At 65.5% G+C, this 18,530-nt stretch carries 10 protein-coding genes; 4 read left to right on the top strand and 6 right to left on the bottom strand.

Going from position 1 to position 18,530, the window contains the following annotated elements:
• Positions 1-49: 49 nt before the first annotated feature.
• Positions 50-898: a hypothetical protein gene (locus BN984_RS02305; RefSeq protein WP_049967569.1), complete on the bottom strand. Its 849-nt coding sequence runs from the start codon at positions 896-898 to the stop codon at positions 50-52.
• A 242-nt stretch (positions 899-1,140) separates the two neighbouring features.
• Between BN984_RS02305 and BN984_RS02300 the strand changes: the two genes are divergently transcribed.
• Complete coding sequence (locus BN984_RS02300) at positions 1,141-3,336, top strand: S8 family serine peptidase (RefSeq protein WP_049967568.1); 2,196 nt, start codon at positions 1,141-1,143, stop codon at positions 3,334-3,336.
• Between the two features lie 9 nt (positions 3,337-3,345).
• On the opposite strand, the gene BN984_RS02295 is transcribed toward BN984_RS02300, so the two are convergent.
• Entirely contained in the window at positions 3,346-4,371 is a 1,026-nt protein-coding gene (locus tag BN984_RS02295) for a DUF1616 domain-containing protein (protein WP_049967567.1), read from the bottom strand.
• Between the two features lie 106 nt (positions 4,372-4,477).
• Entirely contained in the window at positions 4,478-4,969 is a 492-nt protein-coding gene (locus BN984_RS02290) for a hypothetical protein (RefSeq protein WP_233514224.1), read from the bottom strand.
• Between the two features lie 538 nt (positions 4,970-5,507).
• On the opposite strand from BN984_RS02290, the gene BN984_RS02285 reads away from it, so the two are divergent.
• From BN984_RS02285 to BN984_RS02275, 3 genes are all read left to right on the top strand, one after another.
• The gene (locus BN984_RS02285; RefSeq protein ID WP_244877443.1) at positions 5,508-10,757 is read left to right on the top strand and encodes a CARDB domain-containing protein; all 5,250 of its coding nucleotides are present in this window, start codon (positions 5,508-5,510) and stop codon (positions 10,755-10,757) included.
• A gap of 87 nt (positions 10,758-10,844) precedes the next feature.
• Positions 10,845-11,966 (top strand): dockerin type I domain-containing protein, encoded by a 1,122-nt coding sequence (locus tag BN984_RS02280; RefSeq protein ID WP_233514227.1) that lies wholly within the window; start codon positions 10,845-10,847, stop codon positions 11,964-11,966.
• 3 nt (positions 11,967-11,969) lie between these two features.
• Positions 11,970-13,205, top strand: a complete 1,236-nt coding sequence (locus tag BN984_RS02275) for a PGF-pre-PGF domain-containing protein (protein ID WP_233514228.1) — start codon at positions 11,970-11,972, stop codon at positions 13,203-13,205.
• Between the two features lie 394 nt (positions 13,206-13,599).
• Here BN984_RS02275 and BN984_RS02270 read toward each other — a convergent pair whose 3' ends face one another.
• From BN984_RS02270 to BN984_RS02260, 3 genes are read right to left on the bottom strand one after another with little or no spacing between them, the layout of a single operon-like run.
• A complete protein-coding gene (locus tag BN984_RS02270) occupies positions 13,600-14,757 on the bottom strand; it encodes a hypothetical protein (protein WP_049967563.1) in 1,158 nt (385 codons plus the stop codon).
• 54 nt (positions 14,758-14,811) lie between these two features.
• Positions 14,812-17,805, bottom strand: coding sequence for an FtsX-like permease family protein (locus tag BN984_RS02265; RefSeq protein WP_049967562.1), 2,994 nt, complete (start codon positions 17,803-17,805; stop codon positions 14,812-14,814).
• 15 nt (positions 17,806-17,820) lie between these two features.
• Positions 17,821-18,501 (bottom strand): ABC transporter ATP-binding protein, encoded by a 681-nt coding sequence (locus BN984_RS02260; RefSeq protein ID WP_008095945.1) that lies wholly within the window; start codon positions 18,499-18,501, stop codon positions 17,821-17,823.
• Positions 18,502-18,530 lie beyond the last annotated feature (29 nt).

The following is an 18,530-nucleotide window of genomic DNA, read 5'->3' as shown; positions in this document are numbered from 1 at the left end:
GGTGCGACTCGTCGGTGACGCGCGTGGCGAACGACACCGCGGTTCCCATTCAATCGGAGCGGGTTCTCACCCAGAAGCACAGCACTGCGGCGAGGAGCGAGCAGGCGGTGAGGAGTATCGATGGGCCGGGAACGGCCGTCTCAGTCGATTCCGTCGAGCGCTCGGTGGTGGCTCGTGTGGTCTCGTCCTGTCCGTCCGTCGTTGCGCTCGCCGTCGATGACGACGACGTCGCGGGCGAACTCGTGTTGTTCGCGTCCGTCCCGGAACTACCCATCGCCGAGACGGTCAACCCCCCACCTGTAGCGTCCGAGTCAGCATCGGAACCGCCACCGCCGTCTTGGGACGACGAACTATCATCGACCGTATCTGCTTCCGCGGTCGTCGTGGCGTTCGAACTCACCTCGCCGACGGCGAGACTCCCGTTCTCGACGGCGTCGATTCGGTAGCTGACACCCGCTTCGCTCCCGACGTCGGTCACGTTCACGCCGATTGGGGACGTCCCGTTCGCGCTGCCTTCGACGGTGACGGTCGCGATAGTGACGGACCCGGACTGCGACGTGTCGATGAGCGCGCCGTAGAGCCGAACTCGCGAACGCCCGTCGTCGTACGTGACCTCGTTCAGGCCGGGGTCGGGAACGAACGACGCGTTAGCGACGGACGCAATCGAACCGTTGACGCGGACGGTCAGGTCGACCGCGCCAACCCCGCCGCCGTCGAGGCCGCGGACCACGAGGTCGTAGGTCGTCGTCGACCCGACGTCCGTCTCTTGGGACGCCGGCGTCACGACGACCGAAACGTCGTCCTGCGCTGCCGCCACCCCCACGGGGGCGACGGCGAGGCTGGAACCGACGAGCACAAGCAGTCCGAGCGGAACGACGAGAGCCTGTCGAGTCGACATTCGAATTCGGTACCGGCGTGTTGAGAGTCGGACTACTTTTCTGTTCCGGGACCGGCGGCGAGCGGGACGCCGGGGTGCAGCCGTCGGCACGGAGTGTAATGTGAGTATGCCTGTTACACTATTCGGTCGACGAGTCGGCACGACCGATGGATGTTTTAGGCTTGTAGCCGGGATGGACACTACCTATCGAGTAAGATGCTCGCCGTCACAGCCGTGTTCCCACCCAGACGACTCTCGAAGAGATGATTCGAACGCAACGAGGGACACGGGCCGTCGTCGTCGGCATCGTGTTCTGTCTCCTCCTGAGCGCGACGCTCGCGCCGGTCTCGAAAGCGGCGCTCCCCACAACTGACGTCGACTCAGTGGGACCCGAACGCAGTACGGCCGCGGCGACCGTCTCCGACTCCGCGAATAACACGACTGCATCCGACAACGGAACGACCGGGAGCGACGTTCTCTCGGGCGTCGCGGCGTATCGACTATCGCGCGCGGAGTCGGACGAACTCGTCCCGGTAATCCTCGTCTTCGACGACCAGTCGCGCGACGGGGGCGGTCGCAACGACACGACGACGCGCGCACAAATCAGAGCGACGACCAACCGGACGCAGTCCGACGTGCGCGAATTCCTCGACGCTCGGCGGGCGAACGGGACCGTTGCGGACGTGAAACCCTTCTGGACTCGAAACGCACTCGCCGTCGAGGCGACGCCCGCTGTCGTGCGGACGCTCGGCGGGATGCCGAACGTGTCCGCGATTCACTACGACAGGCCGATTTACGCGACCGGATCGGTGTCGCCGAGCGTCTCCGCGTATCTGGACTCGCTGTCCGCGTACGGTGAGACGGTCCGACCCGACAGCGTTCAGCGCGCGACGAGCGGAACGGAGTCGTGGAGCGTCAAATCCATCGGCGCCGACGCGGTACAGGAGCGCGGAATCACCGGTACGGGCGCGAACGTCAGCGTCATCGACAGCGGCATCGACGACAGCCACCCGGCGCTCCGCGGGCAGGTCGTTCGGTGGCAGGACTTCGTCGGCGACTCGTCGCAGCCGTTCGACCCGTGGGGCCACGGTACGCACGTCGCGGGGACGGTCGCCGGGAGGACAGACGCGAACAGATCGGTCGGTGTCGCACCCGGCGCACGGCTGTTCGGCGCGCGCGCTCTCGACGAGAACGGACAGGGCAGTATGTCGGACGTGATGGCGGCGATGGAGTGGAGCGCCGAGAACCACGCGGACGTCGTCTCCGCGAGTCTCGGTGCTAGTCCGTTCCCGCTCGAGTACCGCGGAGAACGGGGAGTCCGGCCGAACGAGACCGGAACCGCGGACATCGAACTCTACGCGAACGGCTCCGGCGTGTACCAGACCAACGCGAAGTACGACGGGTTCAAACCGGCGTACGTCTACGTGCTCGTCGAACCGACGCGGGTCGGCGGCGAGCAGATACAGAGCGACGAGCGGCGCGCCGAGGTCATGCGGAACCTCTCGGTGACGCTTCGAGACCCCGCGGGCGAAACCCCGCTCAGAGGCGTCGATGCGGGGTGGTGGTTCGCTGACGGGCGCGTGCCGGCACAAATCGCGTACCAGAGATTCACACCCCGGAACGGGACCGCAATCGAAACCCCCGGGAACTGGTCGCTCGACGTCGAGAACGGCCACCCCGAGTCGGTGTCGTATCGGTACCGAACGACGGCGTACTACCCGTCGAACGGGAGCGACCAGTTCTCTCGGTACGTCGACTCGCTCGTGACGACGACGGACACAGTCGCGGTCATCTCGGCCGGCAACGCCGGGTTGCTCGGGAACCGCTCCGTGGCGAGCCCCGGCGCTTCGGCGGGGGCGATTACCGTCGGTGCGTCACGGCAGACAGCGTCCGACGTGACCTCGTTTTCGAGCCGCGGCCCGGTCGGGTTCGGGGCTGACCGGCGACCCGGCATCGACCTCATCGCCCCCGGTGAGAACGTCACGTCCGCGTACTCGACGTCACAGACCGACGAGGCCGAACCGTACGTCACCCGCGACGGGACGTCGATGGCGGCCCCGCACGTGAGCGGCACGGTCGCGCTTCTTCTCGACGCGAACCCGAACGCGACTCGCTCCGACGTGACCCGGGTGCTCCGGTCGACGGCGCGACCGCTCCCGCAGACAGCGCCGACCGTCGGCGCGGGGATGCTCGACACGTGGAGCGCGGTCAACGAAACGGCCGAGCTGCCACCCTCCGTGACGACCGAAACAGCGCCACCGACCGACCCCGACGGTGACGGCCGCTACGAGGACGTCAACGGAGACGGCAACGTAACGCTCGCCGACGTGCAGACGCTGTTCGCCCACCGCAACGCTGGGGCGGTCGAAGACAGTCAGGAGGCGTTCGATTTCTCCGGGAACGGCCGCGTCAACGTCGTGGACGTGCAGGCGCTGTTCGCGGCCGTCCGAGAAAACTAGTGGGGCCGGTCAGGACGATTCGGAATTCGAGTCGGTGACGTTCACCCAGAGGTGGACCTCTTGGGCGGCGTTTTCGGCCGTCGGCTCCGCGGGTGCCGTTCCCTCGTACAGGAGGTAGGTGAGTCGGAGCCGGTCGCCGGTCATCGTCGGCGTGACCGCGTGCTCGGTCCGCCACGTCGAATCGGCGTCGACCGACGGTCGATACCGCGTGAGAGACTCGCGTTCGAGGACCGTCGTGGTGTTGTTGGCGACCCGAACGCGCTGGAGCTGTGAGACGACGACGTAGTCGGTTTGCGTCCCCTCGTGATTACCGACGACGACGGTAAGCGGCGTCGGCTCCCCCGCGGTGAACTCAATCGGGTAGTCCTCCGCGGCGAGTTGCCCGGACTGGTTCTCCGTCAGCACGTACACCTCGGAGAACGACTCCCCGGACCCGGGGGCGGCGACCATGTATCCGCCGACCCCGACGGCGGCCGCGAGGCAGAGCACCAACACGACGGCGAACGCCGCGTCGGTCCGCGACCCGGACGAGAAGGGGTTCGGGCCATCCGGGAGACTGGACCGGACCGTGACGCCGAAACGTTCGCCCTCGGGGAGGGCGGCCCGCCGACGCGACCCGACGACCGCGGCAACGACCGTCAACGCCCCGATGGACACGACGATTGGAACGAGTCGAAGCCCCCACGGCGTGAAGTTGAGGAGAAGCCCGAGAAGCGAGACGACGGCGATGCTCGTCCCGAACGAGAGCGCGACCCGCTCGATACCGTCGATTCCCGTCCGGTCGGCCGCGTCGGCGTCTCCGTCCGCGGCAACTGACGGCCCAGCCTCGGGAAACAACGCGGCGATAACTGCGTAGCCGGGGACGAAAAGCACGCACGGGAGGCCGAGCACGATTCGGAGTGGGGTGTCGCGAACGCCGGGAACGGTGACCGCACCGCAGGTGAGGACGACTACCACCACGACCGCGAGCAGGTCCGCGGGAGTAGTGCGAACCGAGCGTGGGACGAACGACAGCCAGTCCGTATCGGAGGGCATCGGCTATGGGTGCGACAAGGACTCACTAAAAGCGGTCGGTCTCACCGACTGTCGTGCCCGGGGCCTCGGCGGTCCAGACGTGAGACGAACCCACCGAATCAGTTACTTACGCGTCTTCCGCGCGCGAGAGTGTGTCCAGCACTTTGAGCGAGAGTTCGTTCGCAGAGAGCTCACCGTCTTGGTAGTCGGCGAACCACGACGACTTCGCGTGCCACGTTCCGAAGCGAGACTCGGGGCTGTCCATGACGATTGCGTTCAGGCGTTCGGCCTCCCAGCCGTTTGCGACGCGATTGAAGAAGCCGCCGGCGATCGTGCCGATTTCCCCGCCGACTTCCTCGTACTGCGCTTCGTTCGAGACGTACGTGAGTTCCACCGTGTTCGCCGGCGGTTGCGGGAGGAGTTCGACGATGGATATCTCCTCTTGTTGGAGGAACGCCCGAAACTCGTCCGCCTGCTCGGCGTACGGTGAGGGCGTTTTCGTCGGGAGCGCCGTCGTCGTGGTTGACTGGGTCGACGCCTCCGTGTCGGACTCCTGCGCACAGCCGGCAGTTCCGACGACCATCGCAGAGAACGCAGTAAGGAACCGGCGTCTTCGCATATGCTACTCACAAGACTACCCGCCTTCTTTAATGTGACCACGGTCACAAAACAGCCAGACCGTTGGTCGGTTTGGATGAGTGTCAATACAGCCGGACGGTATTATTCGGGTATATGTCTCTGAATAAAATCATGGTCGATACAGAAGTATTTTATCGCTCCTATCAGATGAACATACCATGAGGCCTACGACCAGCAACAGGACTAAACTCTTGAGTTTAGTTCTGACGGGGGTTGTGGTTCTATCCATGGTGGTAGGGCCCGTTAGCGCGAGCACCCTCGCCTCAGAAGATGCATCGGCCTCACTCAGCGGAGGGGGTTCCGTTCCGATCGACGGAGCAACGACACCCGCGGTGAGTGACGAGTTGAAGATAGACGCCGGAGAAAACGTCTCCGTGTGGCAGTATTCGCTGCTGACACTCCGGCCAAATAATCCAGCAGCGTCGAGTGAATTTGTCACACTCGACGACGTCCCGTACATCAGCCACGAGATACGGAACACGAATATCTTCGTCGGGACGAGCGACCTGGAAACCAGTTTGGACAAAAATCGAATCTACGTCTTCAACAAGACGGAGATCACCGCGACCTTCAATCCGGGCAAAGCCGGAAAGAGCAGCGTGGTCGACGGGGAGAAAGTCCAGTTGGTCGCTGTCCGCCTGAAGGAGGGCGCGAAGCAACCGGGTGGCATCAGCGATATCGGCAACCTGCTCACGACGAGCGAAGACACGAACGCCGAAATCGTTCGCGAGTTCACGGGGGAGAGCGGAGAGCAGAACTTCAAATTCACCCCCGACAAGTCCGGACAGTACATCTTCGCGACGGTTCTCGTCGAAAACAGCACCGACCCGGGTCTGGTGCAGGGCTCCTCGGCCGGTAACCTCACCGCCGAAGGGAACGTGACGGTCGTCGGCTTCGACCACTTCCTCGTGCAGGACGGCCGGTCGACGGTGACGCCGCCGGAAGTCGCCGCGGTCGGCAACGACGTGAACGTCGACGTCGACGCGTCGAACCTGGGCACGGACGACGTTTCGCACACGACGATTCTCCTGAACGAGTCGGTCCTCGGCGACCAGCAGCAGACGATTCAGCTCAACGGGAGCGAAGTCGAGGAGATTCAGTCGTCCATCGACCGAATCGAGGGAGCGACCGACGTGAAGCCCGGAACGAACTTCGCCGGGAGCACGCTTCCCGCGAGTCGATACAACGGGAACACGAACATCGTCTCGCTGCTCTCGCGGCTCGCCGGTGAAGACAGCGTGACCCAGACCGACGACACGGTCATCTACACGAGTATCAACGGAACCGTCGGCGGACCGAAGGAGACGGTCACGCTTCGCACGACCGAGAACTTCACGCCGGGTAACTACTCTGTCGTTCACTTCGCGACCGCACAGAACGGCACGGCGACGCTGAGCAACAAGGCGACCGTCCAGCTCGTCGACGGCGTCCAGCTCAACATCGAGCCGAGCGCGGTCGAAATCCAGCAGGGAGACAGCGTCACGCTCAACGTCACCCGAGCGGACACCGGCGACCGCGTCGCTGGTGCGAACGTGACCTACAACGGCAAGACGTTCACGACCGATTCGAACGGTCAGGTGACGTTCACGCCCGTCGAGTCCGGAACCGCGACGGTCACGAAAGAGCCGTCGGACGGAACCGCGTACATCTCGTCGAGCGTCGACCTGTACGTCATCACGCCGGAAATCCAACTCACCGACTACAACGTCTCGTCGACGTCGGTGACGACGGACGAGACGGTGACGGTCAACGCGACTATCGAGAACACCGACTACTTCGGTGGGAACTTCACGGTCGACCTCAAGCGTGACGGCCAGACCGTCGAGTCGAAGACGGTGTTCGTCGACGAAGGCGAGACCGTCGTCGAGCAGTTCGAACTGAGCTTCGACACGCCGGGCACGTACGATGTGACGGTCAACGAAGCGCCGCCGACGGCCATCGAGGTCAGCGGCGTCCCGGACATCGTCTACTCGAACCTCACGGTTCCGAGCCAAGTCTCGCCCGGGGATACGACCGTCGTCAGCGCCGACATCCGTAACAACGGGACCGGCACCGGCGAGTACAACGCGTCGCTCGTCATCGACGGCCAGACCGTCGAGTGGATGAACGGGACGCTCGCGCCCGACGCGTCCACGACGGTCACCTTCGAGAAGGAACTCGGACCCGGCACGTACCAGATCGCGGTCGACGGGCTTCCCGCCCAGACCGTGACGGTCGACAAGCCGGCGAATCTCGAGTACTCGAACCAGCAGGTCAACGAGACCGAAATCGGACTCGAGGACGCGGTCAACGTGAGCGCGACGGTCACGAACACCGGCGACGTGTCGGACACGTTCACCGCCACGCTCTCGGTCGACGACGAAATCACACAGACGAAGGCTGTGACGCTCGACGGGGGCGAATCGAAGACGGTCTCGTTCACCGTCTCCGGTCTCGAACTCGGTGAGCACACGGTCCGCATCGGCGACCTCTCACCCGAGACGGTCACCGTGAAGGCACCGGACATCACGCCGACGCTGTCGGTCGAGACGAACGTCACGAAAGGCGTCGTGCCGGTCAACGCGACGGTGAAGAACCGCGGTAACGTCGAGGCGACGGGCGTCGACGTAATCGTGGAGGCGAAAGCCGACAACGGTGGGTCCTGGGAAGAACTCACCAGTCGGTCGGTCGACCTCGCCGCGGGCGAGTCGGTCGATATCAACACGACGCTCGCACGCGTGGACGCGCGGAACTACTCCGTTCGCGTCATCGCCGACCCGGCTGACGAAATCGCCGAGGCGAGCGAGACGAACAACGAGGTCAGCGCACGCGTCACCGGCGGTCCGCTCGCGAAGGGCTACGTCAAGCTGCCCGACGGGAGCGCCGCCGTGGACGACCTCGTCTACACGAGCCGCACGAACCCCGGCAACGAGTCGTGGTTCGTCGGACAGACGTTCACCGACGAGAATGGTCGGTTCCTCGTGCCGGTCGTCAACGGAACCGCACAGACGATCGCGTACGTGCAGGACGAAGCGAGCGGCTGGAGCGGCGACCACCCGCGCGACGGGTCGCCCGACATCTACTCGCTCCACACGACGCGCGGAACCGAGCGGGTTCTGAACGTCGGGAACACGACGCTCCCCGACGCCGGCCTGCTGAACGTCACCGTCGTCGACCAAGACGGTGACCCCGTGGAGAACGCGACGATTGCGGTCCACCACAACAACGACGGCACCCGCTCGGGTGTCGCGTACAAGTCCAACGCCGACGGGCTCCTCCCGGCCGGTGAAGGCGACAAGACCGGTATCGAGGTCCGCGGCGACATGGAAGTCCGTGTCACGCCGCCGGAGAACGACCGGTTCGTCAACCGGACGTACTGGCAGAACCTCACGGTCGACACGAGCGGCGCGAACCTCACCTTCCGCCTCGCGGAGGGTGCTGACCTCTCGCCCGAACTCGACGTCGAACAGCAACAGCGGTTCAACGACGGCGTGAACGCCTCCGTGACCGTCTCGAACGACGGTCTCGTCAACGTCTCGAACGCGACGGTCAACCTGACCGTCGAGGCCGCAAACGGTGCCACGGAGACGTACACGAAGTACACCGGCAACCTCTCCGACAGCACCGACGCGCCGAACAACGAGACGACGCTCAGCTACGACCTGACCGAGTTCGCCAGCGAGGAACTCCTCGGAACCCTCGCACAGGGTAACGCGCGGGTGACCGCGACGGTCGACCCGGCGAACGAGATTCCCGAGACGGACGAGACGAACAACCAGGTCGTCAACTCCACGCGCGTGGTCTACGCCGACCCGGCGGTCCGTATCCAGGGACAGAGCACGGTGCTCCAGAGCCAGAGCGCGACACTCGTCGTGTTCACGAAGAACAACGGTACCGCGCCGACCGGTGAGTTCAACGTGACCGTCGACTACGACGACGGGACGACGGAGAACATCACCATCGGAAACCTCGGCGTCAAACAGCCCAACACGACGCGCGTCACCCACAGCTTCGCGACGGGTGGCGACAAGGTCGTGACCGCGAGCGTCTCCGACGGCGTCCCGTTCGACAACAACGAGTCGACGAAGAACGTCACGGTGAAGCCGTACACGCTGAGCATCGATGACGAGGACGTCTCGGTGCCCTCGACGGTCGTGAACAACTCGACCGTCACCGTCCTCGCCGAGTTCGACGCGAACTACCCCTCGGACGTCAACGCGACGGTTTCGCTCCCCGCGGGGCTCGAACTCGTCGACGGACAGCGCGCTGAGAAACAGGTCCGGTCGTCGGCAAAGGGCGGTTCGGTTGCGTGGAAGGTCCGCGGCAACACGACCGCCGACATCGACGACGCGCAGCTAGACGTCACCGTCGAAGCGTTCGGCCAGAGCGACACGGCGTCCGCGACGACGAACGTCACGGTGCCGAAGGTCCGCTACACGACGACGAACGCGACGACGCTCGAGTCCGCGGGCGAGACGCAGTCGCTCGCACTCAACATCTCGGACGCGACGACCTACGAGCACACCCTCAACGTGACTGTGCAGTCCGGGACGGACGGACGGACGCTTCAGGGTCTCGAATACCTGTTCTCCTACCCCTACTGGTGTGTCGAACAGACGACGACCCAGATGATGTCCGCGCTCCGGACCGACCAGTACTACCGCAACGGTGACCTCCCGAGCAACTACGACCGCGACCGTGCGAACAGCACGATTAGCGCGGGTATCAGCAAGCTCGCCGATGAGGACACGCCCGGTGCGTACGTCAACATCTCCCAGCACGACAACGGCGCGTGGAGCATGTACGGCAACAACCCGCGCGGTGACCTGTTCTACACCATCTACGCCCTGCAGGGCGTGAGCGCCGTCTCCGACGACACGGTGCAGAGCAGTCGCACGGACGTGAACAAGAGTCTGCAAAACATCAACCAGAGCGGTGCGGTGCTCTGGCTGGCAGACAAACAGCGCAACAACGGACGTGTCCGCCCGAGCGGGTACTTCCTCCGCGACGACACCTCCGCGACCGCCTACACGACGGTCGCAATCGACCGCGCTGGCGACGACCTCAACGCGACCGCACAGACGGCCGCCAACGAGTTCAGCGTCGACGCAGCGGTCTACCTCATCGAACAGCAGAACGGCGACGGAAGCTGGGAAGCCGGTTCGAGAGAAGCGCAGGCAACCGCCTACGCGGTGCAGGCGCTCGCAGCGGTCAACGACAGCGACACCCTCCGGACGCAGGTCAACAACGAACTGAGTTCGGGTAACGTGTCGATGGCCCTCGACAGCGGTGTCCAGTGGCTCGTGGCGAACCAGCAGGAAGACGGTTCCTGGGCTGGTTACACGAACTCACCGTACTGGAGCAACGTCGGTGAGAAGGCCCGCGCGACGGGCAACGCGATCATCGCGTTGAACGCCGCAGAGGGCTACACGGCAGCAGGCAACGATACCGTCTCCGACGGTGTCGGCTACCTCGTCAGCATCTACCAGCAGGGTGGCTCCTTCGGTAACACGCGTGCGACCGGCGTCGCAATCGACGCCCTCACCACGGCGGACCAGCGGAACGCTGGTGCGCAGACGGTGACGGTCGAAATCAACTCGACCGTCACGAAGGACGTCACCGTCGACGGCAACACGCCGACGGCCACGGTGTCCTTCACGACTGACGAACTCGAGACGCTTCGTGAGACCGGTACTATCACGCTCACCATCGAGAACTCGACTCGAGTCGTTGTCGGTGCCGAGTCCGAACAGCTCGTCAACGAACAAGAGTACGAGGACACCAACTGAGGAGAAACGATGACACGAAAACTTTCAACGACACTGGCTGCCCTCCTGGTCGTGGCATCGATATCGTTCGGTGTCGGTCCGGGCGTTGTGTCTGCTGCGGACCCGTTCAGCGTCGAAATCGACGCGCCGGACGACCTCAGCACGAACGGCAACCAGACGATTGCAGTAACGGTTACGAACAACGACAGCACCGCGCTCCTCAACCCGCTCGTCGAGGTCCCGATTAGCAGTCCGGTCGGCCTCCCGAACGGAGCCGAAGACGCGGTGTACGTGAACGACACGTCGGATCTGCGGGACGCGGCCGTCCAGCAGAGTACGATCTCGACCGGCGACTCCCTGGTCATCACGGGCGAAGTGGTGCCGGCCGGCGAATCCCGGACCTACCACTTCAACGTGACCGTCTCATCGGCGGGGACCACGTCGCTGACCGCCGACGCGCGCCCGCTGTACAACGAGCCGAACAACGTTCGGACGACCGAACAACTCGACGTGAGCGGCGTCGGAACGGTCAACGCGAGCGTCGTGGACAACGACGGAAACGCCGTCAGTGGCGCGTCCGTCGTCCTCGACGGACAGAGCCAAGCCGACTCGGTCAGCGAGACGGTGCTCGAAGGCGACCACACGGTCGGCGCGAGCCTGACGAACGCGCCCGAGTTCACCGTCGGCGTCGGTATCTCCGAGACGGCGTCTGTCACCTTCGTCGACGGCGACGACAGCATCCAACCCGTCGCCTACGTCGGCGACGCACCGTCGCTCGTCGGCGACTCGACCTCCGAGTCGGACGGGAACGCGAAGACGCCCGTCAACACGACGGTGTCCGTGACCATCTCGAAGAGTGACGGCACGGTCGTCTACGACATCGCACCGCCGAGCGACAAACCGTTCCGCGGGAACGGCGTCGCGACGACCGACGCGAACCTCGTCAGCCAGACGACGGTCGACGACGAGACGCGGGTCCAACTCAACCAGACCGGCGTCGGGACGCAGGTCTCCGTGGAGTTCGAAGGCTACGAACTCGGGAACGCAGACCTCGACGGCGACGTCGACGCGGACGACGCGTCCGCAATCGCACAGGCCGCCTCGAGCGGCTCTGATGCCGCCTACGGCGACGTCAACGGCGACGGTCAGGTGAACGCGGTCGACGCGATGCTCGTCCAGCAGTACAGCGAGAACAACCGCGATGCCGACTACACCATCGGAGGTGCATAACTCATGAACACGAAACAGCTACTCGCAGTAGCGATGTGCGCCGCCATGCTCGTCAGTGCAGTCGGCGTCGGTGGTGCCGGTGCCGCGACGGCCAAGACCGTCTCGGTCGACGCCGTCGGCTCGCTCGACGAACGCTCTGCGGACTCGACGGCGACGCTAACTGCGTACAACGTTGAGGACGCGGACGGTATCGGGTCGTACGAACTGAACATCAGCTACGACGACAGCCTGGTCGACGTCTCGGTCGCCGGGAACTCCCGGTTCAACGTGGAGACGACCGACCACGGCAACGGAAAGATCACCGTCGTCGGGTACACGGGTGAGACCGCCGGCTCGACCGGAAACGTCTCGCTCGCGGACCTGACGGTGAGCGCGCAGTCCGTCGGGAGCGACACCGCCGCGTCCATCGACGTCACCGTCGAATCGATCACGGACACGAGAGGAAACCTCCTGTCGCACAGCGGCGACACGACGACCGTCGATGTGAACAACGTCGACGGCAGTACGCCGACCCCATCGACGCCGACGCCGTCGACGCCGACCACCGAAGCACCGTCGAGCGGCGGTGGCGGCGGTGGCGGCGGATCCGTTCCGAACAGCGGAACCTACGAGAGCGTCCGGCTCTTCTACGGTTCGCAGGTCAGCGCGTCGCTCCCGGACGGTGCCACTGTGACGAACGTCGACGTGGCGTTCGGCAGCCAAGGAACCGGCGAGGTCATCGTCCGCGAGCGGACGAGCCTCCCCGGAACGGTCGGTCGACCGTCGAACGCCGCGATCGGCTACGTCCAAATCGACGTCCCGAACTCCCTCAGCGATTCGCCGTCGACCATCACGCTGAGCGTGAGACAGGACCGCCTTGACGAACTCGGAATCACGGCACAGGACCTCGCAGTCGAACGCTACAACGACGAAAGCGGTGAGTGGGAGACCCTCGACACGCGCGTCGTGAGCGAGGGCGACGGACGGGTCGTGCTGGAAGTCGATACGCCCGGCTTCTCGTACTTCGCCGTGACGTCGACGCAGGCCGTGACGACGACGGCGGACGACGGTGGTGACACCACCACGGCCGACGACGATGGTGACGACACCACCACGTCCGACGACGGAACGCCCGGCTTCGACGACGAGACGACGACCGGAGAGCCGACGACGACTGACTCGGTCATCCCCGGCTTCGGCGTCACCGCCGCGCTGATTGCGCTCGTCGCAATCGCGCTCATCGCGGTGCGACGCGACTAACGTCGCGTCACACTCTCGGTTCTTTTCTTTTATTCGACGACACAGATCCGAATCGGACAGCCACGCACAGCGCCAACCGCGGGTGTTCGCCACCGTGCGCCACGCGCTTCTGCCGCCACACTGTGGCACGCTCCGTGTAGACGCTACCGGGGTCGTTGACCGCCGAGGGACTGTCGTAGAGAGTCGGGGTGCACTCTCACTTGGAGTAGATCTTCGGGTGGAGGCGAACCCTGTTAGTGTGCGCTCTCGCCAGCACGAACCTGAACGGTGGTTTCCACGCCTCCGTCAATCCAACGGCAGAAGGTGCGTCCACTGACAAGCCCATGACTTCAGTCGTGGGTCACTGGCGTCCGAAAGAAATGCGCGGTTCAAGAAGAGGTGTCCGCCTCGTCGATTACGAGCGGCGACGCAGAAGACTGACGCCGACGAGACCGACGACACAGACGAGTGCAATCCCGACCGGCCCCCAGAGTGGAGCGGTGGTTTCGGTCGTGGTTTCAGTCGTCGAGGGCGCTGCGGTTTGCGTCGAGGTCTCCGTGCCGGACGTATTCGTGGATTCCCCCGTCGAAGCCGACTGGTCGTCTTCGTCCGCGTCGTCCGAATCAGCCCCGTCGTCCGCGTCGTCCACATCGTCCGTGTCATCTGCGTCGTCCGCATCGTCCGTGGGCGTCGGCGAGTCAGTCGTCTCCGCCGAACTCCCTCCGGAGTTCCCCGCAGTCGTATTGGCTGTGGTGGACTCGTTGGTTGGGGTCGACGTTGCGGTCTCGGTCGTCTCCGTGGTCGTCGTGTCGTCGGACCCGTCCGTCGAGTCCGAGTCTTCGAGCGACCCTTCCTCGACGACGCTCACGGACTGGGTTCCGCTCACCGCGACGAGCTCGGGTTCACCGAACACCTCGTCGCCGGTCTGGGCAGCCGAATAGAGGCGATAGTCGCCCGTCGAGAGCGACCCGACATCGACTCTCGCCGTGTAGTTCAGTCCCGTCTGTTGGGTCGCGGTCGTGCGGACGGAGGTCGACTCGTTCCCGAGTACGACTTCGACACCGGCCGGCGGCGACTCAACGTCGTTGCTGACCTTGGAGAGGTTCACTTCCACGAGGAGTTCGTCGTCCGCTTCGACGCGGTCCGCCGCGGTCTGTTCGACGTCGAACCCGTTGATGACGAACGGTTCGACCGCGTAGACGGTGTCAGTTCCGTTCGTGAGCGCGATTGCGTACGTACCGGGGTCGTAGCGGTCGAGCGAGAACGACGCCGAGGCGGAGCCGCCGCCGTCGACGTATTGGTTGTCGCGGAGTCGCTGTTGACTGTCGACGACGCGGATGGAGTACGAGTCACCGGACGGTCCGTCGGCCGAAACGGAGACCGTCCCATCCTCGGACGCGCTGCCGATGGCTTCGATGGTCTGGTCTCCCCACTGCGTCGAAATCGTTCGGTCGGGGATATCGAGGTCGTCGTCGATGTCGACGTCGTAGTCGGCGCTCTGTGCGGCCGTCAACGGAGCGACCGTCGAACACACCAACACGAGCGCCAAGAGGAGGGCACGGGACGAGTGCATATGCGCTCCCTACACCCGTCTGGGGTAAGTGCATTTTCATGACGAGTCGAACAATCAGCGGTGGAGCAACCGCCCGACGTCGAACCGAACGAACGGCGTCGCCGCGATGACGGCGCTACAGACCGCGAGGCAGACCGCGCCGAGGGCGGACACGCCGACCAGCAACGGGGTAACGGGGACGGCGAGTCGAATCCCGAAGACCACGAGCACGTCGACCCGCGCGAGCACCCACAGGAGCGCCGCCGCGAGGCCGAACGAGAGGACCGCCGCGGGAATCGCGAGACGGACGGCGTCGGCCGCGAGGAGGGCGAGAACACGTCGCCTGCTCGCGCCGGTCGCGCGGTAGATGCCGATGACGCGACGGTTGGCGTGCACCGCCTGCGCGAACGTCGCGGTCGTACCGCCGATGGTGCTCAACCCGGCGAGCGACACGAGCACGACGAACAGCAACTGCACGTTCCCGAAGACGTTCTCGATGGCCCGTCCGATACCGGTCCCCTCGGTGTACTCGCCGCGACTGCTGAGCGTCGCCGCGACGCGCTCGTCGCCGGTGACGCGGTAGGTCGCCGTCGAGATGACCGTCCCGTCGACGACCAGTCGGAGGTCGTACGACCCCGGCGGCGGGTCGTCACCGAGCCCGACCTCGGACGCCGACAGTTCGATCTCCGAGACGTTTCCGGCGGTCAGTTCGACGGTCCGCGTCTGTGTCCCACCCGGCGAAACGAGGGTGAGGTTGCGGACGAGGAAGCGACCCCACGGGTTGGCGACGCGTGCGGTCACCGTCGGATTCGTGAGTCGCGATCCGGTCGACGGTGAGACCGTCAGCCGCCCGCCGAGGCGCTGCGGCGCGCCGCGTTCCACGGTGAGCGTGTGTTCTTCGGCCACGTAGCCGTCTTTCGAGAGCCGGAGCGTGTACATACCCGGCTCTTCGGGAACGCGGATGGGCACGCCGCCGCGGGCGTCGGTCGTCGCACTCCGGCCGTCAAGCGTGACGGTCACGCCGGAGACCACGGACTCGTTCGGCGTCGTCGCCGGCACGACGAGGGTGGAACCGGGCGGCGCTCGAGTCGGATACTCGGACGGGAGCTGAAGCGTGTTCGGCCGGTACACCGTCACCGAGCGCGTGACGCCGTCGGTCGCGAGTTCGTACGTCCCCGCGGTCTGGAAGCTCGTCTCGAACGAGATTCGAGTCGATTCGTCGCTCCCGAGCGTCACATCTCGTTCGAGCGTTCGGTTCCCCGCGCGGACCGTAACCGTTTCACTCGCGGTGGTGGACCCGAGGTTTCGAACCGTCGCGCCGAAGCGATACGTCGCGTTCGTCCGGACCTCTGACGGTCCGGAGAGGCTCGTCACGAGCAGTCCCGACGAGCGGTTCTGCAGGGACGCGAGCCTCGACGAGGCGTTTCTCGTCCGAATCAGGTGGACCGTTCCGGGACCCGTCGCCAGCGGCTGTGTCGTCTCGAGCGGGACGACGAGCTGGTCGTTCGTCACGCCGCTTCCGGTGAACGTCCCGACGATTGTGACGCGTCTGACGCCGGGCGTGACGCTCCCCCCGAGCGTCACCGTCTCTCCGACCTCGAGTCCGAGCGTCCGTGCGAGGTCGGTCCCGACGACGGCCTCGTCGGCGCGCTGTGGGGCCGTCCCCGCGACTAACGACGCGTCGGTAACCGAGCTAAACGCGGTGTAGTTCGCCCCGCGGACGAGGTACGGCGCCCGGCCTCGGGTCTGCGCGTAGATGACCTCCGGACTTGCCGTGATACCGTACGAGCGGAGGACCGTCGCGTAGTTCTCGTCGATGCGGCTGTTGAGGGGGTGTGCGGCACCGCTCTCGACGACGGTGCCGCTCGACGTTGTGGCGAGCGGAGCGAGCGCGCCGCCAATCGACCCCGTCAGCAGGATGATGAGCATGAAGACGGCGAGCGTCGCCGCCGTCGGGGTGAAGGCCCGCCAATCGACGAGCGTCGGCGAGGCGACCGCTTGGAATCGGCGAATCGGCTGTGGCCATCGACTGGTGGCCCGGTGCGTTTGGTCGAACCTCGGGTCGCCGCGGACGACCGGAAGCGCCGCGAGGACCCCAGCGAGCAGCCCCATCACGAGGAGGAACCCGGCGATGCCGATGAGCGAAAACGCGATATCCGCGGTCACGTTCGTCTGAATCGACACCGGGAGGCCCACGTACGTCGCGGCGTTGACGACGCCGTTGGTCACGATTACGCCGAGGGCGTATCCCAACGCGACGCCGACGAACGTGAGCGACAGCACGCGCCCGAGGATAATCGAGAGGATGCGCTGCGGCGACGCCCCGGTCGCGCGGGCGACGCCGATGAGACGGGTCCGGTCCCGAATCGACATCTTCGTCACGTTGTACACGACGACGAGAATCAACAGCCCGCCGGCGAACGCGGCGACCGAGAGCGTCCGGACGACCTGCGTGATACCGCCCGCCAGAAACGGGAGCGCCGCGATGAGCGGGACGGTCGTCGGTGACGACGGAGCGTTCGAACTCCCGGTGTCGAACACCAAGGCACCACTGGTCCCCAACCGCTGGACGGTGTCGGTGTCGGCGACGTACCACGACTCGGGAAACAGCGTCTCGTCGACGCGGTGCGGCGAGACGGACGTCGAAACGGTGTTGTCAGGCCCGGCTAGCGCCACCCGCTGGACCGTCGATACCGGGGCCGAGACACCGTCTTTCGGTGGTCTCGGAAGCGTCGCGGCTTGCCACGAGACCGACGCGCCCGAAATCGTTCGCGGCGCGTCCGGCGGTATCCCGACGACGCGATGCGTCTCGCCGTCGGGGAGCGAGACGGTCGTGACCGCGATGACGACCTCGTCGGCGGACGCGGCCGCAACGGCGTCGTCGTACGACTGCTCGTAGGTGACCGTCGCCGAACTCGAGAGGTCGGAACTGAGGGTGCCGGTGTAGGTGGCCGCCGTGAGCAACAACAGCGCGGAACCGAGGAGAAACGCCGTCGTGACGGCGACGACCGCGATGCTCAGCCACTCGCGGCGCGACCACCTCGAGAGGAGCGCTGTCGCATAGCGCATGTTATCCGAGGAGGTTCATTGACGGATGAACTCGTCCGGTTTCCGGCGGAGCGAGCCGTCTATCAGCACGTGCGTCTCTTCGAACTGGTCGGACAGCGTGGGGTCGTGACTGATAACGACGAGCGCGGTGTCCGTCTGGTCCTTGACGCGGAACAGGAGGTCGAGGACGCGCGCTGCGGTTTCGGGGTCGAGTTGCCCCGTCGGCTCGTCGGCGAAGACGACGTCCGGTCGGTTCGCGAGGGCGCGGGCGATGGCGACGCGCTGTTTCTCCCCACCGCTGAGCGTCGCCGGATACTGGTCTTTGAGGTCCAAGATGTCGAGGGCGTCGAACAGCGTGTCGAGCCACGCCTCGTCTCGGCTCCGGGTGTGGTCCTGCGGCAGCGCGGCGTTATCCCACGCGGTCAGGTCCGGGATAAGCTGGAAGTCCTGGAACACGAACCCGAGCGCGTCCCGACGTAACACGGCGCGTTTTCGTTCGGGGAGCGCGCTCGTGTCGTCGCCGTGGACGTAGAGCGAGCCGCTGGTCGGGGTACTGAGCAGTCCGAGGACGTTGAACAGCGTCGTCTTCCCGGCACCGCTCGGGCCTTGAATGAGGAGGGACGTGTCAGGCTCGACGGTGATGGAGACGTCCGCGAGAATGGTGGAGTCACCGCGTTCGACGGTGAGCGAATCGCCGCGCAGTACGGGGCCCGTCATCGATATGCTCCCTTCATGCTTCACGTATG

Origin of the sequence: Haloferax prahovense, assembly GCF_000723845.1 — an archaeon.
Classification (GTDB): Archaea; Halobacteriota; Halobacteria; order Halobacteriales; family Haloferacaceae; genus Haloferax; species Haloferax prahovense.
The sequence above is the reverse complement of the archived record's forward strand: the minus strand, read 5'-3'. Positions and strand labels throughout refer to the sequence as shown.